Consider the following 24,670-nt stretch of genomic DNA (forward strand, 5'->3'; position numbering starts at 1 on the left):
TTGCAATTTGATAAACGGAAAGCCATATGTCTACACAGCAAACCCATCTTAAACAACTCGAGGCTGAATCGATTCAGATCATGCGTGAAGTTGCCGCAGAGTTTGACAATCCCGTGATGCTCTATTCCGTTGGTAAAGACTCTTCTGTGTTGCTGCATCTGGCGCGCAAGGCATTTTATCCCGGCAAGATCCCGTTTCCTTTGCTGCATGTCGACACCAACTGGAAGTTCAAGGAGATGATCGAGTTTCGCGATCGCATGGCCAAGCAGTATGGTTTCGATCTCATCGTGCATAAGAACCCCCGTGGCCTGGAGATGAACATCTCTCCCTTTACCCATGGAAGTGCCAAACATACGGATATCATGAAGACAGAGGGCCTTAAGCAGGCGCTGGACATGCATGGTTTCGATGCCGCCTTCGGTGGCGCCCGCCGCGACGAAGAGAAGTCCCGCGCCAAGGAGCGCGTCTACTCGTTCCGTGACAGCAAGCACCGCTGGGATCCTAAGAATCAGCGTCCCGAGCTGTGGAACATTTATAACGGTAAGGTCGACAAGGGCGAGAGTATCCGGGTGTTCCCGCTGTCTAACTGGACCGAGCTGGATATCTGGCAATATATCTATCTGGAAAATATCGAGATCCCATCACTGTATCTCGCCGAGCCACGTCCGGTGGTGAAGCGTGATGGCACCTTGATCATGGTTGATGATGAGCGTATGGAGATCGAGCCTGGTGAAGCCGTAGAGCAGAAGATGGTGCGTTTCAGAACCCTAGGCTGTTATCCGCTCACCGGCGCCGTCGAATCTCAGGCGACAACCCTGCCGGAAATTATTCAGGAGATGTTGTTGTGTACTACCTCAGAGCGTCAGGGACGGGTGATCGATAACGACTCCGCCGGCTCGATGGAAAAGAAGAAGATGGAAGGTTACTTCTAACTTAAGGCATCGCATTGACGGCCCATTGGCCAGGTACGCAGCAGATAACGAATACGAGAAATACCATGACGACTGAAAACACATTATTGCAGACCGACATCGAAGGTTACCTAAAGCTTCACGAAAACAAAGATATGTTGCGTATCTTGACCTGTGGCAGCGTGGATGATGGTAAGTCGACCCTGATCGGCCGCTTGCTGTTCGATAGCAAGATGATCTTCGAAGATCAGATGGCGGCTATCGAGAAAGATTCCAAGCGATTTAACACTACAGATCAGGCGTTCGACCTGGCGCTTCTGGTCGATGGTCTGCAGTCTGAACGCGAGCAGGGGATCACTATCGATGTGGCCTACCGCTACTTTGCCACCGAGCAGCGTAAATTTATCATCGCCGACACCCCAGGCCACGAGCAGTACACCCGCAACATGGCCACTGGTGCCTCGACATCCGATCTGGCGATTATCCTGATCGACGCCCGTCACGGGGTGCAGGTACAGACACGTCGTCACAGCTATATCTGCTCACAACTGGGTATCAAGCACGTAATCATCGCCATCAACAAGATGGATGCGGTCGGCTACGACCAAGGGATCTATCAGGGGATCAAGAAGGCCTATCGCGAGTTTGCCAAAGATCTTGCCTTTACCGACGTGCGTTTCGTGCCGATCTCGGCGCTCAAGGGCGATAACGTGGTGAACGAGAGCGAGAACATGACCTGGTATCCAGGCTCGACCCTGATCAAGCTACTTAACACGGTTTCCGTCGAGCAGGACAGGAGCGAATCCTTCCGCTTTCAGGTGCAATACGTTAATCGTCCAAACCTGGATTTCCGGGGTTTCTGCGGCACGGTGTCATCGGGCGAGATCCGTGTCGGCGACACCATCGCCGCCTTGCCGTCAGGCAAAGAGAGCCGCATCAAGTCAATCGTGACTTTCGATGGTGAGCTTGAAAAGGCAGTGGCAGGGCAGGCGGTGACACTCACCCTTACCGATGAGATAGACGTCAGCCGCGGCGACATGTTGGTGCGCCCTCACGATAAGCCGAACTCGACCACTCATTTCGAGGCCGACGTGGTGTGGATGACCGAAGAGCCCCTTTGTGTCGACAGAGAGTATGCGCTTAAGCTTGGCAGCAAGGCGGTATACGGCTATGCCGATGCCATCAACTACAAGGTGGATATCAACCATTTGACCCAGCACAGCGCCCAGCAGTTGGCACTGAACGAGATGGGCAACTGTCACTTCTCGGTTACCGAGCCTGTGCAGTTTGACGCCTATGAAGATAACCGTGCCACCGGCGCCTTTATCATCATCGACAGGCTCACCAATGTGACAGTGGGCGCGGGCATGATCCGCAAGGCAATTGACGCAGGCAAGGGCAAGCAACGTGAGATCTCGGCCTTCGAGCTGGAGATGAACGCCTTAGTGCGTAAGCATTTCCCGCACTGGGGTGTGAAGGATATATCCAAGGCCTAATTACTTATATCTTAGTGGCAGATGTTAGTGAAAGACATTAGTCGCTGATATCTGTTATGGACAGTTGAGGCCAAGGGCTAGCACTAAGTACGGTGTTTAATATCGTTTTGATGACGAACACCGATTTGCGACCGCTAGCCTGAGGCTTAAGAAAGCAAACTATGACATTTAACGCTTATCTCACCATCGCCATCTTCCTCGCGACTATCGTGGGGTTGGTGCGTTTCCAAAACCGGCCGGCGCTGGTGTTTGGCGTGACCCTGCTGGTGTTGGTGGCGTTTAATCTGGTGACCAAGGAGCAACTGCTCTCCAGCATGTCTAACCCAGGCCTGGTGACCTTGGTGCTGCTGATCCTCTGCTCCTTTGCGCTGGAGAAGACCCGGCTGCTGCGGGTCATCGCCGCCAAGGTGATCGTCAGCGGCTACCGTACCACCTGGCTACGCCTGTACGGCATGACGGCGCTGAGTTCGGCCCTGCTCAACAATACCGCCGTGGTGGCCACCCTGTTGTCGCCGATTCGCAATAACCCGCACCATGTGGCGAGTAAGTTATTACTCCCCCTGTCTTATGCGGCGATACTGGGCGGTACCCTGACCCTGGTGGGGACTTCGACCAACCTTATCGTCAACAGTATGGTGATTGATGCCTCAGGTCAGTCGCTCTCTTTCTTCTCTTTCACCGCCATCGGTGCCTTGCTGGTGCTGGGCTGTGGTCTGGTGCTGCGTATCGCCTCCAGATGGCTGCCGGATATCGCTCACCAAGAGGCCTGCTCCAAGGGCTACTTTATCGATGCCAAGGTAGTGGCAGGTTCTGAGCTGATTGGCCGCTCGGTAGAGGATAACGGTCTGAGACATCTCGAATCCTTGTTCCTAGTCGAGGTGGTGCGTAATGGCCGCCTCATCAGCCCGGTGACGCCCACCGAGGTGCTGCAGCAGGATGACAGGCTGATCTTCAGCGGCGATATCGCCAAGGTGATGCAGCTTAGCCAGTTCTCTGGCCTTGAGATGTTTGCCGAAAAAAATGGCCTGCTCGACAGCAACCTCACCGAAGTGGTGGTAAAGCAGGAGAGCGTGCTGGTGGGCAAGACCATGAAGAAGGCGGGGTTTCGCGCCCTGTTTGACGCTGCCGCCGTGGCCATTCGCCGTGACGGTGAAGAGATCTCGGGTAAGCTCGGCGAGGTGCAGATCAAGGCGGGCGACTTCTTAGTGCTGGCCGTCGGTAAGGACTTCCTTACCCGCCACAACATCAGCAAGAACTTTATTGTCATCAGTGGCGTCGAGCCCGAGACCCGTAACAATGGCAAGAAGGCGTGGATCTCTATCGGTGGCTTCGTGCTGACACTGGTGCTCGCCGCAACAGGCGTGGTGGAAATGCTCCAAGGGATGTTGCTGCTGCTGGGTGTGTTGATCTTCACTCAGTGCCTTAACGTCAACGAAGTGGTGCGCCGCTTCCCGGTGGATATCTGGCTGGTGGTGGCCTCGGCCATCTTGCTCTCCCATTCCCTGGTCAACAGCGGTGTGGCCGAGCTGGTGGCCAGCTGGGTAGAGGGGACGGCGGAGAAAGAACATCTGATGCTGGCGTTATTGCTGGTTTATCTCGCCACCTGGCTGATGACAGAGCTCATTACCAATAACGCGGCGGCGGCGCTGATGTTCCCTATCGCCTACAGCATAGCACTGGGCTTCGGGGTGGACTTCTTACCCTTCGTGATGACGGTGGCTTTTGCCGCCAGCGGCAGCTTCATCAGCCCCTATGGTTATCAGACCAACCTTATGGTGTATAACGCCGGTCGCTATCGCCTGATGGATTTTGTTAAGGTAGGCGTGCCCGTGAGCCTGACCTATGGGGCCATAGTCCTACTGACAGTGCCCTTGTTTTTCCCGTTTTAGACGAGGGGCGAGACGATGAGTTTCGTCCATCGTGATTGCAGTTAACCCGTTAAGGAAAGCCGATGTTCCCCTATAAGACAGTCGATGTTAATGTGAAATCCAGCGATGTTCAGTGGCATCAGGCCAGCGTGACTCACGCAGAGCGCGAGCAGGCCAACGGCCACAAAGGCGCCGTGCTCTGGTTTACCGGCCTGAGCGGTTCGGGTAAGTCGACGGTAGCCAACGCGGTTGACCGTCTGCTCCATGACAGAGGCTGTACCACCTATGTACTCGATGGCGATAATGTGCGCCATGGGCTCAACGGCGACCTGGGCTTTTCCGATGAGGACAGGGTCGAGAACATCCGCCGTATCGGCGAGGTGGCCAAGCTGTTTGTCGATGCTGGCACTCTGGTATCAACCGCCTTTATCTCGCCATTTAGTGCCGATCGTCAGCTAGTTAGAGATCTGCTGGCGGCCCATCAGTTTATCGAGGTCTTCATCGATACGCCGCTTGAGGTGTGTGAACAGCGCGATCCCAAAGGGCTCTACAAGAAGGCGCGCGCCGGTGAGATTAAACACTTTACCGGTATCGATTCAGCCTATGAGGCGCCGATTTCCCCCGAGGTGCATGTCAAAACCGCCGAGCAGACAATAGAAGAATGTGCACAGCAGGTGGTAGATTACTTAGTTCAGCAGGGGCTGATGGCCTAGCTAAAACTCTGGCTGAGCACTTGGCTCGAGTCGGCCTAGGCCTCTTGAGCGCCGACCCAGTGTGTCTGGCCGCTCGTTTGCCTCATCCATTGCTCCAAGGCGCCGAAACTGCTCGGCGCATCCGCCTGCCAGTAGGTTTCGACCAGCTGGCGATAATCCTCAATCTCTTCTGCCTTCACGCTAAAGTCTCCCGCGGCTATAAATGTCAGCAGCTCGCCAAAATCCTTAAGATGCCAATGGTGGGCACGCGTCTTATCCAACAAGGGGAGTGATGCGGCGTAGTCATACAGGCTGCGCTCGGCTGTTACCGCTTGCTCTAGTTGCTGATGCAGGCTCTGTTTGCCGCTATCCAAGTCGTAGAGACGAAAAGTTAAGCCATGGTAGAGGGCATCGATAAACAGCGATGAGGTGTCAGTGATCAAAAGGTCTATCTGGCCAAGAATATCGTACACATCCTCTCTTTGGGAGATATCTATGATGTTGGCAAAATGGCTGTAGCGCCCGGCCAGATGGGCCTCGTTGGGGTGAAACCTTAGCAGCAGCACCTGACCCTTGGCCCGCAGGCTCGCCGAAAGCTTGGCCCAGTTAAAGGCCTGGTCATAGGGACTGGTCTGGCTGGCTTGCTTTTTAAGGCCTGTGTCACGCCAGGAGGGAGCGTAGAGAATCGCTTGCTTAAAGGGATGGCCAATCAGCTGGCTGAGAGGCGTTGCCGCGCTTGGGTAGCGGCTAAAATAATCGGTACGTGGATAACTGGCCCTGTGCAGTTGCTCGGGCTTGAGCCGAAAGGCGCTTTGGAAGCAGCGACTCATCTGAACGCTGGGGCTGAGCATCAGATCCGGGCGAATATGCTGCTGATGGTAATGGAGCCTGGCAGGCTTGTGGGAGTGGTAGATCTCGGTCAGCGGGCCAGAGTCGATATCGAACTCAATCTTCTTCATTGGCGAGCCGTGCCAGAGGTTCACCTTTACCGCCCCCTTACCCAGATGTTGATTAATATCCCCCAGATAGCTGCTGTAAAAGTAATACTTTGCCGTCAGGCAGTGATAAATACCTTGCAGGGAGCGGCGAGCGTAGGCCTCATGGCCCTGGGCTTGGAGGCGTTTAATCAGGGCTTTGTCGCCGCTTATCCAGATGCAGCGGATAAAGGCCTCGCGGCGCCAGTGCAGGTAGAGGTACTTGCTATTGTCGGTGAAACGATTCTTATAGCTGCCAAAGACCGCCTTGTTGCTGCGGGGGGTGAAGGCTGACAGCTGATAGATGCCCTGGGTGAACAGCGCTTTTATCAGTGACACTAGCTTGGCCCTAGACAGTCTCATGATAACCAATAGTCGCTTCATACCGCCTCCTAAGTCTCGTTAGTCTGAGCCGCTTTAATCGTTTGAGGCGTCGGGAAAGGGCCGTAAAAAGGCGAGATCGTTTTTTATTTCGGTTGTCGAGATCTCGTCGGTGCGGGGCAGGTAGATCACCTCACACAGGTGTTTAAGATGGTCGAAATGTCCCTGCCAGTCATCGCCGATAGCGAAGATATCGACATTATATTTTTCAATGTCAGTGACTTTCTGGCCCCAGTGGGTCTCGGGCAGCACGAGATCCACATAGCGGCAGGCGGCCACTATTTCGGCGCGCTGCTGGTAGCTGAAGAAGGCGGCCTTGCCCTTTTGGGCATTAAACTCGTCGGTAGAGACGCAGACGATCAGCTTGTCGCCAAGTTGCTTGAGCCTGGCGAGCAGGCGCACATGACCATAGTGGAACAGATCGAAGGTGCCGTAGGTTATGATGGTTTTCATCTTGCGCTCCTTATCCCTATAGATATTCACGTTTATTTGAACGAGTCATAGTGTCGTATTTGCATCGGTGAGCTTTGTTATCGTTACTCGTCAGCTCACCCTAGGCGCTGGCGCGCGATAAGCGTGCCGGCTGGGCGAAGCAGCTCGCCATGAGCCTCAGGTATTTCAGCTTGCCCGGTTCGGCGTTAAAGCTAAGGGCGACCAGCTGTTTCTCTTCCAGCGGCGCATCGTTCGGGAGCAGCAGCTGTACCGGTCCCCATAGCCCTACGGTCGCGCCGAGTTCATGTAAATTGCCATTGTCGGCAGGGCTGTAATCGGCTTTGCAATCAGGGCTATCGCCAAAGAGGGCGAGCTTACCCTTGAGCACTTGAGTCAGGCCCGGCAGGCTGGCCAGCAGTGGGTTTGTGACTTGCCAGCGCTTGAGCCTGAAACCTAACCCTTTGTCATTGGTTGGGTACTGGTTGCTAATCAGTGGCTGCCTGGACAGAATGGCAAGGTAGGCGCCTATGGCCAGTTGTAGCGGCAGCGTCAGTAGCAGGAGTGCTAGCGCGAGCAGTCTGTCACTCAGCCTTACTCTGCTTATGTCATTGGCACTAAAAGTCATGCCTTGGTGATGCTGCGCCGCGCGATTGGGGGCGATGAGGCTAGCATCTTCTATGCTGATATAGCCCTGGTGCTCCAGATTGATCAGCAGGCTTTGACAGACGATCGCCCTATGAAGGTTGAGGTCGCGTCCCACATAGGTGTTAGGCAGTATCAGGCTGTCGCTGAGCTGGGCGCCGGCATCGATGAGACAGTGCTCGCCAATCACGAAGTCGCCATCCAGGCGCACGTTGTCATCGAGCTGGCTGCGCTGTCCTATCATGCCCTGACCATTGGCCGCGCCGTTAAACCGTACCTTCTGTGCCAGATAACACCCGCCGCCATTATCATAGGCCTGAAAGCGCTGTTGGGGTCTGAGCCTCGCCAGGCGATTGCTGGCAAGGTTGAGGTTGGCGGCCAGGTAGTCGTTCAGGCTGTCTAGGTGTTGCTGGTGGCCATGGAGTACCAGGGTGACCCCCTGAGGCTTGCTGGTAGTAGCGCTGGGATGGGCGATGAGCGGCCAGTTGAGATGGTCCAGATTGGCGCTGGCGCCGGGGAGCATGATCATCCCAGTGGGCATGCCGCTTATCTTGGCGCTGACCAGCTCCTTGGGAAACTGCTTGGCAAAGCCAATGAACTCCTTTATCACTGGCGTGCGCAGTATATCGCCCCTAAGCAGCAGGGCAGGCTGCTCCGGCGTTAACTGCAGGCGGGATATCACCTCGGATGCTGGCTCATCCGCTCTACAGAGAAAGTAGTCGATATCGAGTCCCCAGCGCTCGCCCTTGCCAAGCAGCGCTTCGATGTCGCCGGCCTGTGGGCCCAGAACCAGTTTGACTTGGGTGATACCTGCATTACTGAGATCGTCCAGGGTGTACTCAATCAGCGCGCGATTGCCCACGGGCAGCAGCGCAGGGCAGTAGTATTGATCCAGCGGCGTTAACTCATGACCCGAACGATTGGCTAAGATGATGGCTTGCATAAGGTTGCTCTCCACAACAGATTAATAGGCGCCCCTGGCGAACAGCACGGCGGGTATGGTTTTTAGCAGTAAACGGATATCGGCCCACAGGGATTGCTGGTAGATGTAATCCACATCCAGCAGCACCTGCTTGTCAAACGGGATGTCCGAGCGGCCGCTGACCTGCCAGATGCAGGTAATGCCGGGTTTCACCGACAGGCGGCGGCGATCGCTAAGGCTGTACTGACTCACCTCGCTGGGCAGCGCCGGGCGGGGGCCGACCAGCGACATCTCCCCCTTGAGCACGTTCCATAGCTGCGGCAATTCATCGATAGAGGCCTTGCGGATCAGCTTGCCGATACGTGTGATGCGGGGATCGCGCTTCATCTTAAACAGCACGCCGCCATCCATCTCATTGCTGGCCTTGAGCGCCGCCAGGCGTGCCTCGGCATCCTGGTACATGGAGCGAAACTTCCACATGGTAAAGGGCTTGTTGTTGAGGCCCGCGCGCTGCTGGCTGTAGAGGATGACCCCAGGTGATTCGAGGCGGATCAGCAGTGCGGTGAGCAGCAGCAGTGGCGTGAGCAGAATAAGCAGTATGCCTGCGCCCAGGATATCTAGCAGGCGCTTGCTGATGCGATTAAGGCTGAGCCTCAGGGCGTGTGCGCTACGTTTTAGCTGCGCACTTTGAGTGCGACCATCAAGTCTCGGCGTGCTTATTTGGCGAGCCAAGGCCGCCTGGCCCGCTTGAGTTTTATTTCGAGTTTGAGCCTGAGAAGAGTGCGGGGCCCGGCGTAGCTTGATTGAGATGGTCTTTGAGATGGTCTCAATGAGTACGTGATAGAGAAACCTGGGGTTTCCCAGCAGGTAGCGGCGCCACATGCGCGCGGGCTCAGCCAGCAGGCGGGCTATCCACTCCATGCCTATCTGACGGACCCAAAGCGGGGCGCGTATGATGCGCTCCGAGTAGAAGTCGAACAAGCCGCCAACGCCTATGCCCACAGCGACATTGAGCTGTGCCTGGTGTTTGGCCAGCCAGAATTCTTGCTGCGGCGCGCCCATGGCCACCAGGAGTATGCTGGCCTTGGAGGCGTTGATCTGCGCGATCACCTTAGCCGTCTCCTGCTCTGAATCTAAATAGCCATGATGGGTGCCGGCGATATTGAGCGCCGGATATCTGGCCTGCATCTTGTCGGCGGTCAGCTGGGCGATGCCTGGGCGGCCACCCAGTAGGTAGATGGCGTGGCCGGATTTGGCCAGGCGCTCACACAACAACGGGAACATGTCGGTGCCGTTGAGGTTATCCCCAAGCGGCGTGCCCTTAAGGCGACTGGCGAGCCTAAGTCCCAGGCCATCGGCCAGGATTAGATCGGCCTGGGTCAGGTTGTGATGATAGGCCCTATTATCGCAACTGATGTTCATACAATCTGCGTTGACGAAGCAGTAGCGCTCCATAGCGCCTTGCCGCTCACAGGCTGCGAGCATACGCTCAAGCAGCTGATTCATGCTGAGATTGGCAATCTTAAGCCCAAACAGGGAGAGGCTGTGGCGACTGCCAGGCAGGCTTGGCGCCAGCAGTGTCATGGTCAGCGTGCGCACTAGCGCCAGCAGATAGCCCTGAGGACTTAAAAAGGCGCCGTCTATCGCCGCTTCTGGTGATTCATAACTCAGCCCCATTCTTAGGTAGAGGTGCTCAAAATTGATGAGGCCTGGGCGAGATGGCGCGTCTGGTGCCTGAGTCAATGCCAGCTGCAGGCGATCGCCTATTAGGCTGACATCGCCTCTGATAAGGTTCCAAATGCTCGGCAGGGCGGCGAGGTGAGTCCCTTGATAGAGTCGATAGAGTGGGCGAACCCGGCTCTGGCCATCGAAGAAGTAGATGGTCTCCAGCGCCTGGCCACGAAAGAGTCTGCAATAGGCCATTGACGCCAACAGGAGCGGCGCCCAGATGGGCAGAATTAGCATCAGCAGCACCAGGTCTATGGCGCGCACCATGGTCGGTATAGAAGTAGGCTTGCTCGCCAAGCTGGCCTCTGTGACATTATGCTCCTTGTTGGCAATGCTGCTGGTGGTGACCGACTGGGCGGCGCGCATCTCATTTCCCATGGTGAAGCTCCTCTTGCTTGACTGGCCAGGCTCTTGTTAATTCGCTTTAAAAAATGAATCATGTCTACAGGCTAGATAGCACAAGGGATGCCAATTTTAATATCTGTTGTAAAACAGGTGGTTAGTGATTTTTGCTTGCTGTCTTTTCGCATCTTGAAGTGGGGCGGATTGCGCCCTGCATCGCGTATTGCAATTCTTTCCGTTTAGCCTTTGCAAGGCATTGGCGAGGTATAGCTAGGCTTTAGCTAGGCATTAGTCAGGTATTCGCAGACTTGTCACTGTGTCTAAGCTGTATTGCTTTGCTCCGTTGAAAAGGAGCCGCCCACTCATGCTGGCAGTGGGCGACGCAGTGATGAAAAAACGCTTACTGTGAAAACTGTTACTGTGAAAACGGTTACTGAGAGATAAGCGACCCCTTGACCCCATCTTTGGCGATCCGTTGGCGCTGACGCCTGCCGATGATCTCCTGCCCCAGCTGCTCACAGGCCTGGTACAGGGGCTTAGGCAGCAGCCATAACAGGTAGGCGGCGCCCAGGGTGGTGAGGGTGCGTCCCGTCTCCTTTAGCAGGATCTGCGGCGCATGGATCAAGGCGCGGTTTACCATGTGCACCGCCATCTTGCCGTTGCCGCTACGGATCGATTGGCGCGCCAGGTAGCGCAGCTGATAGCCGCGGGCATGACGCTCGTACTGTTTCAGTACCTTGGGGGCAAACAGGCGTGCCTTGGTGATCATCTTCTCCCAGGAGGCCAACTGCTTGTTGACGTCCGCCGACAGCCCGGCAGGGTTGAGACGATAGTAGGTGAGCGGCTCGGGGATCCCTGCCATCAGCCAGCTGGTGGTGGCAACGATTCGCAGCCAGCACTCGATATCTTCCGACTGGCGAAAACTCTCGTCGAAATAGCAGCTCTGCAGGCCTTCGCCGTCGCGGATTTGAAAGCGGATAGCGTTCAGGGTCTCGCGGCGGATCACTGGCGCCGAGCCGTTGCCGACCGGGTTACGGCACAGGAGGTGGGCCGCGTCTATGCCGTTCAACTGGGGCATCTGATAGAAGTTTGTCGGGGTGCCGTCATGTTCCATGAAGGCGGAGCGGGAGAAACTGATCCCTACCAAGGGGTGTCTGCCCAGATGCTCCACATGGCGTGCCAGTTTGTCGGGGTGCCATTTGTCGTCGGAATCGAGAAAGGCCACATACTTGCCGATGGCGTGACGCACGCCCGTGTTGCGGGCGGCGGCCAGCCCTTTGTTGACCTTGTGCTGCACTATGCGCACCCGTCTGTCTTGCACCTGCTGACAGATCTTGAGGCTGTTATCTGTGGCGCAGTCGTTGACCAAGATCAGCTCGAAGTCGGTATAGCGCTGTGCTAGCACAGATTCGATCGCCTCACCCACGAAGGCCTGCACATTGTAGACGGGCATCACAACGGAAACGGTAGGACTCATAATGACTCTCCTTGAAGGCTAGGGCTCGACGGCGCGAAGGCGGGCAAGCTGAGGTATAGATAGAGGGAAAACAGGGGCAGCACTGTGAGGTGCAAGGCGAGTACCGCCGTGGCGATACCGACCAGCCCCCACGGACTGGCGAGCAAGATGGCCAGCATCAGCAGCGCGGTAAAGGCGCCATTGCTGATGAGGTTGAATCGGCTCTTGCCCAGGGCGATCAACAGCTGGCTGGCGGCCTCACCGAGGGGACGGGTGAGACCGCTTAGGCAGAGCAGCAGGAAGATGGGCAGGGCGCCGGCATCTATCCATTGCTGGCCATACACCAGGGGCAGATACCAGGGGGCCAGCAGCGCCTGTAACGTGATGATCGGCAAGCTGATCCCGGCGATTAATTTCAGGGATTTAAGGTAGTGAGTGGCCTTATCCTCGCCGGCGCACAGGTGTGAGTAGAGCGCCGTGCCGTAGCTCTGGATAAGCCCCATGCTGATCCCCAGGCTGGCGTTGAAGGCAAAGAAATAGATGCCCAGCGCCTCGACGCCCAGCAGGTAGCCGATCAATAGATAGTCTATGTTCTGGCGCAAAAAGAGCAGCAGATCGCTAAGGCCTATCTGCACGCCGAAGCGCGCCATCTGCGGTGTTGTCATGCCCGCTGGTAGCGAGCTGGGTTTAATACCTCTGTGATGTGGCAGTGGGTTGTCTTGCCTGTGCACCCAGATCCAGACGAGCACGGCCAACACCTTAGGCATTATGATGGCCCAGATGCCTAGGCCGCAAAGGGCTAAAAGGGCGGTGAGCGTGCCATCGAACAGCGTCTGCCACAGCACGGCGCGGCCGACGATTCGCATGCGGTTATGTTTGAGGTTCTGCGCCGCGTACAGCATGCCGAAGGGCAGCAAGAGATAGCTGCTGGCCATCAATAACATGGGGGCGATGAGGCTGGGTTTGTGATAGTAGAGGCTCAGGGGAAGACTCAGCAGGCACATGATGGTTAAGGCGCTCAGGCAGGCGAGCCAGTTGAGGCGGTTGGCGCTGTCCAGGCTGGCAATATAGTCAGAGCTATCCATCTTGATAAGGGCTGCAGAGCTGATGCGCCGGGTTGGGGTGACCAGCAGTTCGAAGCAGGTGAGTATGATGGCGACCTCTCCGAACACCTCTGGGGTCAGCAGCCTGGCGATGATGATGCTGGCGCCAAGTCTGACGATACGGCCCAAGATCTGCGCCGAGCCCAGCCAGAAGAGGGCGTTGGCGAGGCGCTGCTCTGAGAGCCTGATAAAGAGATGGGTTATGTTGTTCATCTGATTTCCCCTTGTGCGTCCTGCGCCATTTCCGCCGCGGCTGTTGTCGAGTTGACCTGCCTTGCTACTAGCTTTAGATCTCTCTTGGTCATTTCACTATCTGTGCCACATTTTTAAATCACATCGTTAAACATCTAACTAATTGTTTTTAATCTGGTATTTATCTTTTCATCTAAGAGGCTCTATTGCGGCAATACTCCCAGGGAGGCATTTTGCAAAGCAGCAGACGTAGCGTTCGCATTTTGCCTTGTGTCTTCATTTTCAATCTTTCAATTAAGTGCCTAGATCGGCTGGCTAGCCGTCGCAGATTCGGCCGCCGCTATCTGGGAGCCGATTTGATCGTCCTGGGCGGTCTGTTTGTGGGCCAGCCCCACCAAGATGAGGCCGGGCCAGAAGAGGTAGGCCAAGATCTCCAGGTTCTCGCCGAAGGTATAGAGGAGCAACATGCTAAGAAATGCCAGGGCGGTGGCGCACAGGGGACTGTTAAGGGCGGGTCTTAGCAGGCTTAAGATGCCGATACCCAGGGGCAGGGCCAGGGCAATAGCGCCGATTATGCCTTTGACAAACAGCAGACCATACCAGGTGTGGTGGGAGCCGATGGGCATATATTCCACCAGATGGGGGCCGCGCTCGACGATGCCATGGCCCCAGAGCACAGCCTCGTTGGCCCAGCGCTCCAGGGCGATGTTGGCCAGCTCCTGACGCACCCGGGTGGAGCCCGCCCTGGCGGCCTTTACCGCATGAATCGTATTGTCGATGGATTCGATAACCTGTGTGCCCACCATGCCGCCCAGCAGGGTGACTGGGCTGGCGAGCAGGTAGAGCCAGGGGGAGCGATGCCAGCGGATCAGGGCGAAGAAGCCCAGGATAAACAGATAACAGATGATGGCGAGGCGCGACTGGGAGATGAGGATCATCACAAGGCCGCCGCCCAGGCCATAACGGCGAAACTTAGGGGTTAACTCCTGCAAGGCCCCCAGGCTGACCAGGTTGCCCATCAGCCCGAGCGCAGGTGCCCAAGGGGTGAACAGGCGCCAGCGCGGGGTGCCGCTACCCGGGTCTATCTCATACAGGCTGACGCTGAAGAACTCGGGCCCTGGGCCGCCCACTATGCTCAGGGGCGACACGTATAGGGTGCTGGGGAGCTTTATCAGCCAGGCGATCACAAACAGCGGCAGCAGCATTAGGGTGTGTTTGCCTACCACACAGAGGGCGCGATAGATAATACTGGGGCGAATATCGAGCGCTCCCAACAGGGGGAAGATGGCGATCAGCGCCCAACCCTTGGCCCAGCCGATGGAAGATTTTATCAGCTTAGGGATCCCCAGCGCCTGCTCCAGATGGCCAATGATCAGCACCAGCAACATGATGAACATCCCCTGCAACCAGGCCTTCTGCGCCATGGAGATGCGATAGTGGGCGCCGTCGAAGGTGTAGCGTTTGAGCATGCGCAGCAGCAAGACCCAGCCAATCACAGGGGCGACCAGATACATGGCGCCCAGCAACCAGAAGCCATAGGTCCAGGTGATCGCTCGGTAGACTAACTTTTCGTCACTATTCGCTGCATGATAGGTTTGCGTATCCATAATACCGCCAGGCCTCCGATTGCCATGAGGGAGCTGAGGGCGCCGCCGATCAGCGCCAGGAGTTTGTGCATGGGATCTTGCTTGAGGGGCAGGCTGGGGGCCGCCAGCAGCTGCACCAAGGGATAGGCCGAGTAGATGTCGGCCTTACCCACATCCATCTTGGCCAAGGCCGAGGTAAACACAGCCGTGGCGAGCTGATGTTCCCTGTGGAGATCCTCGAGCTTAGCCGCATCGTCGTTGCTGTGGGCCAGGCGATCGTTCCAGTTGGCGATCTGCTCATCTAAGGTGGCGATCTCCTGAGTCAGCCCCTGCACCTCGGTGGAGAGGTTGAGTAGCTGTTGCATCAGCTGTGCCCGGCTGTCGAGATCGTCGGCGGACAGCTTAAGCATCAGCTCATCGTCGCGGTAGCCAAGCAGGTGCTGGCAGCGACGCTGTAGCGAGGCGAACAGTGTCTGTTGCTGGTGGCGCTGGGTGACCACCTGAGGATGCTTGTTGCCGTATTGACCGCCGAATTTGGCCAGCATAGTGGTGGCGTCGGTGTAGAGCACAAGTAACTGCTGAAACAGCTGGTCATTCTTGAGCTTGAGCAAGTCCGCCGCCTGCTCCGGCGAGAGCGCCAGATGGGCCTGCAGCTGGCCGCGGCTGGCGAGCATCCCCTGCTGTTTGGCGACCATGGTCACCCGCTTGTGACGCAGCCGCTCTATGGTCAGCGCCAGCTCCTTGAATTGATCCAGCGATACCAGGCCTATCTCTGACTGAAAGGCGAGGATCTTCTGCTGGCTCAGGCTCACCTTCTGGGCAAAGCCCTCGATCCCCAGCTTGATGCCGTTTTCCCGCTGGCTGATCTCATCTTCCCGCAGGGTCTCGAGCAGGCGCTGCAGGGCATGATAGTGGGCCCAGGCCTTCTGCTGGGCGCTTTCGGCGTCGCGGCTGACCAGGCTAAACTCCATCAGCCCGGTCTGATTGGGCAGCTTAAGCTTAGGTTTGCCCAGCTCGCCGGGAGCTAGGCTCAGGCTGCTGGCTGCGGCGGCGAGCAGCACCTCGCTGCTGGCCAGCGCCTTGTAGTTTTCTCTGGGATCTATGGCGCTGCTGAGATAGGGAGAGCTTGATGAGCTGCTGGCGTGGCCTATGCTGTCCAGGCTAACCTGAGCCCCGGCGCCGGCGCCGGGGAGGATCAGGGTCCACTTGCTCACGTAACGCGGCGGCGCCAACAGCAGAAACAGCCCCACCAGACCCCAGATCAGCGCCAGTGCGCCCAGGGCCGTCTTGATGTAGACCCAGCGACGTCGGTTGAGGGGCATCTTGCTGCCCGTCACCAGGAAGTGCTTAAGTTTGGCAAGGCTGGAAGGGGCGGCTGGCGTAGTCATCATGGTCATCCTTTACCGGTTAAAGCAGGCCTAACAGGCTGACGGGCACTAAGAGATCCGTCAGGGTACGGGCGACCTCGCGAAGGTTGGTGACGCGGGAGTCGTAGCAGGCCAGGCCGTCACCCGGCAGGAGCACGGGATTGATCTCGGGTTGATAGGAGTGGCTGATGAGGCTGCTCAGAGATCGCTCCACCACATCTATCTGCTCGCTCATGGGATTCTTGGTGATCAGTATCACGTGGCGCGAGGCGTTGGTGCTCTGGGCGCCGCCCATGCAGTTGGCGGCGATGGCGCCGCTCAGCAGCCGGGTGCCGTAGGGAAATCGGGTCGCCTCGGTATCCACTGCCGACTGAGAGTTGCTGCTGGCCGGTTGGGTCAGGTTAGAGATAAACACCCGGATCCCGGGAATGGTGATCTGCGACGGGCGCGCCAAGCTGTCATCGAAATAGTGGGTTTCGGGCACATGAATATGGTCCCCGGACATCAAGATGAGGTTGTCGACCTCCTTGCCGCTGAGGATACCGCTAAGATCCAGCCGATACTGTTTGCCCTGACGGGTAAGCACCACCTGGCGAATATCGGCGTCGGGGCGCACGCCGCCAGAGGAGCGCAGCGCCTTGGTCAGGCTGCGACCTTGGGCGTTATCGCCATGAAAGTTGGCGTGCTGCTCAGCGATATCCACCTCGCTGTGGCGGTTGATCTTGTGTTGCCCCGGCTCATAGACGGCGCCTGAGACGCGAATGTTAATCGCCCCCCATTGCAGCGGCATTATGCTGATCCGCACCGTGCCGGCCAGCATGAGTTGCTCCTTAATCAGCTCGTCGCTGAGCGCCTGTTTCAGCTCAGGGATGGCGACGCCTTCCGCCCGAATGGCGTTGAGGTAGGGCAGGTAGATGTAGCCGTCGGCATTGACCTCCACATCGCCGCTAAACTCCTCGCCGTTAAGGATCTGGATCTTGAGACGATCTCCAGCCGACAGCCTGGGAGCGCTTAGGCTATCTAAGGAATAGAATTGGGGCTCACCGCCTGCGGCCTCCAGATCTCTGAGGGTGTCTTGATTTGGGCTACTGTTATCTTTCTGCTCACTATAGCGGCGGCTGTAGGGCACCATGTCATCATAGTAGTGGCAGTCCTGGGGCTGGCTATCAAGCTGGTGCTGACACAAGGCCTGCTGTTTGGGCTGGGCCGGGGTGACGCAGCCGGCGAGCGAGGCGAGTGCTAGCAAGAAGATGAGCAAAGAGGCATGGCCACTCAATGAAGAGCCGCTTTGTTGCTCACTTGCTTGCTTACTCGCTTGCTCACTCGCTTGCTTTTTTGGCCGATAGGCGCCGAACTGAAATGACAACATGGCGTGTCTCCCTATGAGGCCTTGGCCGAGGCAGGCGAGCAGATATATTCGCAGGCCGCCTCACGGTTTTCGAACAGGGTGAAGATCTGGTGCAGCCGGGTCAGCTCGATCAGGGCGCGCACCCCAGGAGTTGGGGAGAGCAGCACCACATCACCGCCCAGCTGCTTGGCCTTCTTCAGCACAGAGATCAGGATAGAGAGGCCGCTGGAGTCGATATACTCCACCTGACTCAGATCCATGACCAGCCTGTGGCTGCCACTCTCCAGCTGGCGGATGATGGCCATGCGCAGGGTGGCGGTTTGGGACATGATCACCTGACTCGGCAACACCACCATGGCGGCGTTGTGATGGGCTAAGGGGATAAATTTCATAGTCGACTCCTTGGCGATGCCATCTTAGTGGATTGGGTCACTCACTTTTTCGGTGGTGGACGATTAAGGCTTTGCACAAGCTAGGCCAAGTTTTAAAAGTCTTTATTTACATATTGTTAGCTATATTTTGGTTCTTGTTATACCGACGCTCAGCGAAGGCATTGGAATTGTGCATTGCAATTTGCATCGCCCCTGCGCGTTTTTGCATTGGCAAGGCTGAGATTATCTTCACCAAGGTGTCGGTTTAGAGAGGCATTAGAGGAAGGTTTGAGAGTATGGGCTGGAGAAAAGTGGCTTAAGCGGTGGGATGCGAGTCAAGCAGCTTTAAAGAAAGAGGGAGTTGACCTAGTTTAGGCGCGCGTCTATTCGCGCGCCTAAACCATGATCTAAAGTCAGCGGCGCAGCAGGCTGAGACGCAGGTGACTGCCCTGCACCGAAGGTTGAAACCTCACCTGATCCATCCAGCTGTTCATTATCCACAGGCCGCGGCCGGAGCCTGCCATGGGTTGAGGGCAGTTTGGCTCGCAGCTCGTCTGATGGGGCGGGCGCTTGTCTAGCAAATCTACGGTGATCTTGTCGTGGTCGCAGTGCAGGATCACCGTGATGTCACTCAGCTCGCTGCTGGCGTGTTTAATGCTGTTGCCAAGCGCCTCCAGGATGCAGGTGACCACCTTGAAGCGTTCCTGCTTAAGGACGCTGTTTTGCAACATGAATTGTTCCAGTTCCAGGCAGAGCAGATCTTGCTGCCAGGCCTTGTCTGTCAGGGTGAATGTTAGGCTGTTCATGCGCTTTTCCTCCCTTGGGTGTATAACGCTGCCGGCGCCGCGGCGCGGCGATGAAAGGTGAGTAGCAACAGTGAGGTATCGTCCTGGGGACTCGATTGCTGCCACAGCTTGGCCTTATGGGTGAGATGCCTGATCAACGCCTCGGCGCTCAGGCTGCTTGCCCGATGACAGAGCCGCTTGAGCCTGGCCTGACCAAACTCGCCAAATTTGGGGTGACGACTCTCAAAGAGACCGTCGGAGTAGAGCAGCAGCCGCTGATCCGGTCTCAGATAATAGCGGCTGCTGTGATACTGGTAGTGCCTGTCGATGCCAATGGGGAGCTGAGGCTCGGCGTCGAGCGTGTCGCTGCCTCGATTGTCCAGCAGCAGCGGCGCGGGATGGCCGGCGTTGGTCAGGTCTAGCTCGCCACTCTGGCAGTTGACTATGCCTAAGATAAGTGTGGCGAAACGGCCGCACTGCTGGGGATCATCAAATAACTGGTTGAGCCGGGTGACGAGCCTGGCGCTGTCCAGGGACTCCCAGTCGGCGCGCTGGCGTGACAGCTGCTGCGCCAGGGTGAAACCCTGCATGGAGGCGGCGATGCCATGACCGGCCACATCCAAAAGATAAAACCCCAGATGGCTTTCATCTATGGCAAAACATTGAAAGATATCGCCGGCCAGGCTGGTGGCGGGTTGAAAGTGAGAGCTTATCTGCCAAAGGTTGAGGTGTTGATCCTGCGGCGGCAAGAGCGCCCGTTGCAGCTGCGCCGCGCTGGTGAGATCTTCCTTGAGTTGCCCAAGGTATCTCTCCTGGATCTGCATCGATCTGTGTAGCTTATGGTTCTGCACCGCCAGGTTGCGCTGCAGATTCACCAGACGCTTGGCCGCCAGCAGGCGCACCTTGAGCACCGAGGCCTGAAAGGGTTTGGCGATAAAGTCATCGGCGCCGGCTTCAATGCCCTGGATCATATGCTCGGTTCGGTTCTTGCCCGTGAGCAGTATGATAAACGGCGGCTGACTTAGCCCTTTGACTCTTTGGCACAGGGTGATGCCGCTCATGCCCGGCATGCGCCAGTCACTGATCATGATATCCACGCTTGTCTCTTGCAGCTGCTCCAATGCCTGCTGCGCGTTATCACAGCTGGATACCGCAAAGCCGAGCTGGCGCACCAGACTCACTATCATCAGGCGCTCACAGCTGCTGTCTTCGACGACGAGTACCGAGAGTGCGGCGGGCTGGCTTGGCTGTTTCATGATGGCGACTCCTGGTCCTTGGGCAGTAAACATAGCGCAGTGGATATAGTGCTTAGTGCATGACTAACAACTTCTGTGCCATTGCGCCTTGGCTTCATCTATCTACCTACTTATTCATCAATCTATTCAATGTAATAGCGACTCTTTGTCTGGGGTTAGCAACTTAATCATGACGGGGTTTACACCATTGGCTAAATTGCAAAATGCGAGGCTTGCATTCATAGTGAGACCTAAGGTGTTGATCTTCATCGGACAGCAGGGAGGCGCGGCGCACTTGGGTAGAGGTCACTTACTGAAGAGGGCAAGAGCTCAAAGGGACAGAGGCAAAAAGCTTTGGCATAGCGATTGCTGAGCAGGGGGTATCCCTCTCGTCGACAGTGATTGGTGTAAAGGAAATAAGATGAACATTCTGCCTCGATTCATAAGCCTATGTTTAACCCTTATCCTGCTGAGCCCTGCGCTGGCAAAGGATTTGGAGGTCAAGCCGACCCTTATCTTCGGCGTCGTGCCCCAGCAAGCCTCGGCCAAGTTGGCCCAAAGCTGGTCGCCACTGCTGGCGCTACTGTCGCAAAATGCAAATATCAGAGTGCAATTTGCAACTGCGCCGGATATTCCCACCTTCGAAGCCAGACTCGCCGCCGGGGAGTATGACATCGCCTACATGAACCCCTATCACTATGCGGTGTTTAGTCGCGCGGATCACTACAAGGCGTTGGCGCGCGAGCGTGACAAGCAGCTACAGGGGATCATAGTAGTGAGAAAAGATGCGCCCTATTCCGAAATCACCCAACTTGATGGTAAGACCCTGGCCTTTCCCGCGCCAGCGGCCTTCGCGGCCAGCGTGCTGCCTAGGGCCAATCTGAGTCGTCTCGGGCTGAGCAACGAGATCCGCTACATAGGCTCCCATGATTCTGTCTATCTGGCGGTGGCCAGAGGCCTGGCCGATGCCGGCGGCGGGGTGCAGCGCACCTTCGCTAACATGACGCCCAAGACCCGCGAGCAGCTCAGGGTGCTGTGGCGCACCCCGGGTTATACGCCCCATGCGATTGCCACCCATGTGCGACTCGATGAAGCCCTGAGACAGCGCCTATTAGCGGCGCTCGTCTCCCTGCCGGGCACCCAGGCGGGGCAGGCGGCACTGGACGCCATAGGTTTTCGACCGCTCGTCGAGGCCAGTGACAGCGACTGGGACGATGTGAGGGCGCTGCAACTGGGTGAGCTGTCCCAGCCGCTGAAATCAACTGAGGGAGGCGCGCCATGATCTCATTTCGCCTCAAGACGGTACTGGGGATCGCGCTTATCGAGGGCGTGTTGTTGCTGGTGCTCGTCTACACCAGTATCGATTATCTCAAGAGCTCGAATGAGGCGGAGATCCAGCGCCGCGCCAGCTCCATCATCAGCCTGTTTGCCGCGGCGACCAAGGATGCGGTGATCAGCACAGATCTGTCGACCCTGGAGGAGCTGACTCAGGAGCTGCTGAGTAAAGATCATGTGCGTTATGTGCGCGTCTATGATCAACAGAATCTGCTTATCGACGAGCGCGCCGCCGGGGTCAGCGAGGCCGACTATCCACATCTGTTGCCAATAAGTCAGCCTATCGAGGTGGCGGGATTCGCTTTCGGTCGGGTGGAAGTTGGCCTGGATACCACAGATTATGAACTGCTGGTCTCCAGCGCGACCCGGCAGTTTCTCTCCATCGCCGGGCTGGAGATGCTCTTGGTGGCGCTGTTTTCCTGGCTTCTTGGGATCTATCTGACCCGTAACCTGGACTCGTTAAAGCTGGCTTCGGAGCGGATCCTGGGCGGCGAGACGGGGGTGCAGGTGCAAGTGAACAGTGACGATGAGCTGGGGCAGACGGCGAAGGCCTTCAACCGCATGTTAGACAAGGTAGAGAGCAATCGCCAGGAGTTGGAGCAGGCCAATATCCAGCTGTCGACCATCTTGGAATCGGCAGTCGATGGCTTCATCATCTTCAACGTCGAGGGAGAGATAGTCGAGGTTAATCCGGCCATCGTCTCACTGTTTGGCTATGAGGCGCAGGCGCTGATTGGTCAGCCGATCGCCAACCTGGTGCCGCTAAATTATCGCGAGCAATACCACCAACAGTTGATGCAGTTTATCGCCTCTAACCGCGGCCGGTTGAGCCATAAGCAGCGTGAGCTGCTGGCGCTTAGGGCCAACGGCGAGCGCTTCCCCGTGGACATGGCAATCTCTAAGATGATCATCAACAACCAGACCATGTTACTGGGCTTGGTGAAAGATCTCACCGAGATCAAGCGTAAAGAGGCGCGAATCCGCCGCAGCGAGGCTATCTTGCTGGCAACCCTGGAGGCCAGCCCGGATGCGCTGATCACCATAGATATCGCCGGCAAGATCCAGGCCTTTAACGACGCCGCCAGCAGCCTGTTTGGCTATGGACGTAAACAGGCCATCGGCGCTCAAATGGCCGACCTCTTGTTTGTCGACAGCCAGCATGAACGCTTTAGTCGCTGCCTGCAAACCTTCCGCCAGACCGGGGCCGGGCCTGGCATTAAATCCAATATTACCCTGCATGCCCGCAAGCAAGATGGCGAGGCGCTGCCGGTAGAACTCAAGTTAGTGCCTGTGCAGATGGGCGATGAGATCTTGCTCACCGCCTTCTTGCACGATATCTCCAGGCGTCTGGCCTATGAGCGTGAGCTTCAGAGCGCCAAGGAGCAGGCCGAGGCGGGCAGTCAGGCCAAGTCGCGCTTCCTGGCGACCATGAGCCATGAGATCCGCTCGCCACTCAACGCCGTCCTGGGCAGTGTCGATCTTATCTTAGGCTCGAGCCTGGATGAGGAGCAGCGCCTCTATGCTCAGACCGCCAAGGAGGCAGGCACCGCGCTACTCTCTACCATCAACGATATCTTGGACTTTTCTAAGATTGAGGCGGGTGAGATAGGCGTCGAGCTGGAGACTTTCTCGGTGCAGAAGCTGCTGGAGCTGGTGATCAATATCTTGCAGCCCAAGGCGCGGGAGAAGGGGATAGCCTTCGCCTGTTTTATCAATCGCAATGTACCCGATGAGGTGGAGGGGGATCTGCAGCATCTTAGGCAGGTGCTGCAAAACCTGGTGGACAACGCCATCAAGTTTTCCCATCGCGGCTACATCACCCTGGAGGCCTGGGTGCCCGATGCGGCCCAGAGCGACGCCTCGCTCTGCTTTAGCGTGGCCGATCAGGGAATTGGGATAAGCCAGTCGGCGCAGCGCAAGCTGTTTAAGGAGTTTAGCCAGGTACATGATCAGCGCAATACTCAATATGGCGGCACAGGTCTGGGGCTGGCGATATCCGCCCAACTGGTGCGTCTCATGGGGGGCGAGCTTACCCTGGAGAGCCTGCCGGAGCAGGGCAGCTGCTTCAAGTTCGATGTCAGAGTGAAACTGAATAGCCAAGGAGCCGCAATGCCCCGCCATCTTCCCGCCCATGCCAGAGTCTTGCTGCTGCATCCAGATAGCCACTTCCACAGAGTGCTGAGCAAGCAGTACAGCCAATATGGGGTAAGCTGCGTCTGTGTGGATTCACCTGAGCAGCTGTTTCAGCCCCATCTGGTTAAGGGACGTTTTAATCTGATTCTGCTCGATGAGTTCTGCTTACATAGTTTGAACCAAGCTGATTGTCAGCGGCTATCCCAAGGCCATCTGACCGAGCAGGGCCGCCTGCTGGCCCTGATGGATAGCCTGGTGGCATCTATCGACAGCCAGCTGAGTGAATTGAGACCGAATCTCACCGAGCTCGGCATCAGCGGCCATGTGACTAAACCGCTCATGCGCCAGCAGATGCTGCAACTGCTGCAAGATGGCGCCGCGCCAGCACAAGATACGGCCCGTCCGAGTGAGCAGCTCACCGCCTCGAGTCAGAGCCAGCTGCCTATCTTGATGGCCGAAGACAGCAAGTCGAATCAGCTTATCGGCGGCGCCATGCTGACCAAGGCGGGTTACCGGGTGGAGTTTGCCAACAATGGGGTCGAGGCGGTGGAGTGCGTCGCCAAGCATGACTATGGGCTGGTGCTCATGGATATGCGCATGCCGGAGATGGATGGGCTTGAGGCCACCCGGCGCATACTGGCGAGCCATCCGCACACCATTATATTGGCGATGACCGCCAATGTGCAGAAAGAGGATATCGAGGACTGCTTCGACGCCGGCATGCAAGACTTCATCGCCAAGCCGGTGAACCGGGCCGAGCTGCTACAAAAGGTCGCCTATTGGCTCGATAAGGCGAGTCGTCAGGCGCCAGAGAATTCGACTGAGCGGGATAACCATCGAGAGCCAGATAATGAGAAATATGGTGAGAGTTATGATGAGACTTATGAAGATAGTTATGAAGATAGAAGTGAAGATAGATGTGAGCGACGGCTCGAGACTCAGGCGGTAAATTCGCTGGCAGACCAGGACAGGCTGCTGGATAGTCAGGTGATCGCTGAGCTGACGCAGACCTTAGGTCAGGCCTCGCTGGATAACATGTATGGCGTCTATCTCAAAGAGACTGAGTCGCGCCTTAGCTGTTTGCGCGAGTTACCCATAAATGGGGACGATAAGTTAGACGAAGATAGCTTCGAGCAGCTGGAGACCCAGGCCCATACTCTCAAGAGTAGCTCGGGTAGCTTCGGCGCCAGCGCGCTGGCCGAGGTCGCCAAGGCGCTGGAGCAGTCGGCGCAGCGGCGCGATCGGGCGCAGGTCGAAACTTTGCTAAGTGAGCTCTTTACTGTGGCCGAGCTGACGATGGCGGCCATAGCGGCTAAGATAACCCATAATCGAGAAGAGGCGGTGCGGCGCGTTGCCGATGCCTGAGTTCAA

Annotated in this window: 18 protein-coding genes; 6 read left to right on the plus strand and 12 right to left on the minus strand. The window is 57.0% G+C overall.

What is annotated here, in order from left to right; all coding sequences use genetic code 11:
* Positions 1-26: 26 nt before the first annotated feature.
* The 4 genes from cysD to cysC all read left to right on the plus strand — a co-directional run bounded on the left by cysD (position 27) and on the right by cysC (position 4,988).
* On the plus strand, positions 27-932 hold the full coding sequence (gene cysD, locus K0J45_RS07020; RefSeq protein ID WP_220044782.1) for a sulfate adenylyltransferase subunit CysD: 906 nt from the start codon (positions 27-29) through the stop codon (positions 930-932).
* A gap of 65 nt (positions 933-997) precedes the next feature.
* A complete protein-coding gene (gene cysN, locus K0J45_RS07025; RefSeq protein ID WP_220044783.1) occupies positions 998-2,407 on the plus strand; it encodes a sulfate adenylyltransferase subunit CysN in 1,410 nt (469 codons plus the stop codon).
* A gap of 161 nt (positions 2,408-2,568) precedes the next feature.
* Positions 2,569-4,296, plus strand: coding sequence for an SLC13 family permease (locus K0J45_RS07030; RefSeq protein WP_220044784.1), 1,728 nt, complete (start codon positions 2,569-2,571; stop codon positions 4,294-4,296).
* 62 nt (positions 4,297-4,358) lie between these two features.
* Positions 4,359-4,988: an adenylyl-sulfate kinase gene (gene cysC / locus K0J45_RS07035; protein WP_220044785.1), complete on the plus strand. Its 630-nt coding sequence runs from the start codon at positions 4,359-4,361 to the stop codon at positions 4,986-4,988.
* 35 nt (positions 4,989-5,023) lie between these two features.
* Here cysC and K0J45_RS07040 read toward each other — a convergent pair whose 3' ends face one another.
* The 12 genes from K0J45_RS07040 to K0J45_RS07095 all read right to left on the minus strand — a co-directional run bounded on the left by K0J45_RS07040 (position 5,024) and on the right by K0J45_RS07095 (position 19,852).
* Entirely contained in the window at positions 5,024-6,325 is a 1,302-nt protein-coding gene (locus K0J45_RS07040; RefSeq protein WP_258406781.1) for a CDP-glycerol glycerophosphotransferase family protein, read from the minus strand.
* Positions 6,326-6,358: 33 nt separating this feature from the next.
* Complete coding sequence (gene tagD, locus K0J45_RS07045) at positions 6,359-6,775, minus strand: glycerol-3-phosphate cytidylyltransferase (protein WP_220044786.1); 417 nt, start codon at positions 6,773-6,775, stop codon at positions 6,359-6,361.
* Between the two features lie 100 nt (positions 6,776-6,875).
* Positions 6,876-8,339, minus strand: coding sequence for a sugar phosphate nucleotidyltransferase (locus K0J45_RS07050; protein ID WP_220044787.1), 1,464 nt, complete (start codon positions 8,337-8,339; stop codon positions 6,876-6,878).
* A 21-nt stretch (positions 8,340-8,360) separates the two neighbouring features.
* A complete protein-coding gene (locus K0J45_RS07055) occupies positions 8,361-10,424 on the minus strand; it encodes a WecB/TagA/CpsF family glycosyltransferase (RefSeq protein WP_258406782.1) in 2,064 nt (687 codons plus the stop codon).
* A 394-nt stretch (positions 10,425-10,818) separates the two neighbouring features.
* Complete coding sequence (locus K0J45_RS07060; RefSeq protein ID WP_220044788.1) at positions 10,819-11,865, minus strand: glycosyltransferase family 2 protein; 1,047 nt, start codon at positions 11,863-11,865, stop codon at positions 10,819-10,821.
* The gene (locus tag K0J45_RS07065; RefSeq protein WP_220044789.1) at positions 11,862-13,160 is read right to left on the minus strand and encodes an oligosaccharide flippase family protein; all 1,299 of its coding nucleotides are present in this window, start codon (positions 13,158-13,160) and stop codon (positions 11,862-11,864) included. The genes K0J45_RS07060 and K0J45_RS07065 overlap by 4 nt, the downstream gene beginning before the upstream one ends.
* A 281-nt stretch (positions 13,161-13,441) precedes the next feature.
* On the minus strand, positions 13,442-14,746 hold the full coding sequence (locus K0J45_RS07070; protein WP_220044790.1) for an O-antigen ligase family protein: 1,305 nt from the start codon (positions 14,744-14,746) through the stop codon (positions 13,442-13,444).
* Positions 14,701-16,116: a GumC domain-containing protein gene (locus K0J45_RS07075; RefSeq protein ID WP_258406783.1), complete on the minus strand. Its 1,416-nt coding sequence runs from the start codon at positions 16,114-16,116 to the stop codon at positions 14,701-14,703. Before K0J45_RS07075 ends, K0J45_RS07070 begins: the two co-directional genes overlap by 46 nt.
* A 16-nt stretch (positions 16,117-16,132) precedes the next feature.
* Positions 16,133-17,461 (minus strand): polysaccharide biosynthesis/export family protein, encoded by a 1,329-nt coding sequence (locus K0J45_RS07080; protein ID WP_220044791.1) that lies wholly within the window; start codon positions 17,459-17,461, stop codon positions 16,133-16,135.
* Positions 17,462-17,472: 11 nt separating this feature from the next.
* On the minus strand, positions 17,473-17,832 hold the full coding sequence (locus tag K0J45_RS07085; RefSeq protein WP_220044792.1) for an STAS domain-containing protein: 360 nt from the start codon (positions 17,830-17,832) through the stop codon (positions 17,473-17,475).
* A 392-nt stretch (positions 17,833-18,224) separates the two neighbouring features.
* Positions 18,225-18,617: an ATP-binding protein gene (locus K0J45_RS07090; RefSeq protein WP_220044793.1), complete on the minus strand. Its 393-nt coding sequence runs from the start codon at positions 18,615-18,617 to the stop codon at positions 18,225-18,227.
* Entirely contained in the window at positions 18,614-19,852 is a 1,239-nt protein-coding gene (locus K0J45_RS07095) for a PP2C family protein-serine/threonine phosphatase (RefSeq protein ID WP_220044794.1), read from the minus strand. Before K0J45_RS07095 ends, K0J45_RS07090 begins: the two co-directional genes overlap by 4 nt.
* A gap of 400 nt (positions 19,853-20,252) precedes the next feature.
* On the opposite strand from K0J45_RS07095, the gene K0J45_RS07100 reads away from it, so the two are divergent.
* Positions 20,253-21,113 (plus strand): phosphate/phosphite/phosphonate ABC transporter substrate-binding protein, encoded by an 861-nt coding sequence (locus K0J45_RS07100; protein WP_220044795.1) that lies wholly within the window; start codon positions 20,253-20,255, stop codon positions 21,111-21,113.
* Positions 21,110-24,664: a PAS domain S-box protein gene (locus tag K0J45_RS07105; protein ID WP_258406784.1), complete on the plus strand. Its 3,555-nt coding sequence runs from the start codon at positions 21,110-21,112 to the stop codon at positions 24,662-24,664. Before K0J45_RS07100 ends, K0J45_RS07105 begins: the two co-directional genes overlap by 4 nt.
* Positions 24,665-24,670: the final 6 nt, after the last annotated feature.

The sequence above is a fragment of the Shewanella alkalitolerans genome (assembly GCF_019457575.1).
In the GTDB taxonomy this organism is placed as follows: domain Bacteria; phylum Pseudomonadota; class Gammaproteobacteria; order Enterobacterales; family Shewanellaceae; genus Shewanella; species Shewanella loihica.

What these genes read in the sequence shown, in the direction of transcription:
- K0J45_RS07085 (WP_220044792.1), bottom strand. Translation starts at nt 17,832, where the DNA reads ATGAAATTTATCCCCTTAGCCCATCACAACGCCGCCATGGTGGTGTTG.
- cysN (WP_220044783.1), top strand. Translation starts at nt 998, where the DNA reads ATGACGACTGAAAACACATTATTGCAGACCGACATCGAAGGTTACCTA.
- cysD (WP_220044782.1), top strand. Translation starts at nt 27, where the DNA reads ATGTCTACACAGCAAACCCATCTTAAACAACTCGAGGCTGAATCGATT.
- K0J45_RS07090 (WP_220044793.1), bottom strand. Translation starts at nt 18,617, where the DNA reads ATGAACAGCCTAACATTCACCCTGACAGACAAGGCCTGGCAGCAAGAT.
- K0J45_RS07075 (WP_258406783.1), bottom strand. Translation starts at nt 16,116, where the DNA reads ATGATGACTACGCCAGCCGCCCCTTCCAGCCTTGCCAAACTTAAGCAC.
- K0J45_RS07060 (WP_220044788.1), bottom strand. Translation starts at nt 11,865, where the DNA reads ATGAGTCCTACCGTTTCCGTTGTGATGCCCGTCTACAATGTGCAGGCC.
- K0J45_RS07100 (WP_220044795.1), top strand. Translation starts at nt 20,253, where the DNA reads ATGAACATTCTGCCTCGATTCATAAGCCTATGTTTAACCCTTATCCTG.
- K0J45_RS07030 (WP_220044784.1), top strand. Translation starts at nt 2,569, where the DNA reads ATGACATTTAACGCTTATCTCACCATCGCCATCTTCCTCGCGACTATC.
- K0J45_RS07040 (WP_258406781.1), bottom strand. Translation starts at nt 6,325, where the DNA reads ATGAAGCGACTATTGGTTATCATGAGACTGTCTAGGGCCAAGCTAGTG.
- K0J45_RS07095 (WP_220044794.1), bottom strand. Translation starts at nt 19,852, where the DNA reads ATGAAACAGCCAAGCCAGCCCGCCGCACTCTCGGTACTCGTCGTCGAA.
- tagD (WP_220044786.1), bottom strand. Translation starts at nt 6,775, where the DNA reads ATGAAAACCATCATAACCTACGGCACCTTCGATCTGTTCCACTATGGT.
- K0J45_RS07055 (WP_258406782.1), bottom strand. Translation starts at nt 10,424, where the DNA reads ATGGGAAATGAGATGCGCGCCGCCCAGTCGGTCACCACCAGCAGCATT.
- K0J45_RS07105 (WP_258406784.1), top strand. Translation starts at nt 21,110, where the DNA reads ATGATCTCATTTCGCCTCAAGACGGTACTGGGGATCGCGCTTATCGAG.
- K0J45_RS07065 (WP_220044789.1), bottom strand. Translation starts at nt 13,160, where the DNA reads ATGAACAACATAACCCATCTCTTTATCAGGCTCTCAGAGCAGCGCCTC.
- cysC (WP_220044785.1), top strand. Translation starts at nt 4,359, where the DNA reads ATGTTCCCCTATAAGACAGTCGATGTTAATGTGAAATCCAGCGATGTT.
- K0J45_RS07070 (WP_220044790.1), bottom strand. Translation starts at nt 14,746, where the DNA reads ATGGATACGCAAACCTATCATGCAGCGAATAGTGACGAAAAGTTAGTC.
- K0J45_RS07080 (WP_220044791.1), bottom strand. Translation starts at nt 17,461, where the DNA reads ATGTTGTCATTTCAGTTCGGCGCCTATCGGCCAAAAAAGCAAGCGAGT.
- K0J45_RS07050 (WP_220044787.1), bottom strand. Translation starts at nt 8,339, where the DNA reads ATGCAAGCCATCATCTTAGCCAATCGTTCGGGTCATGAGTTAACGCCG.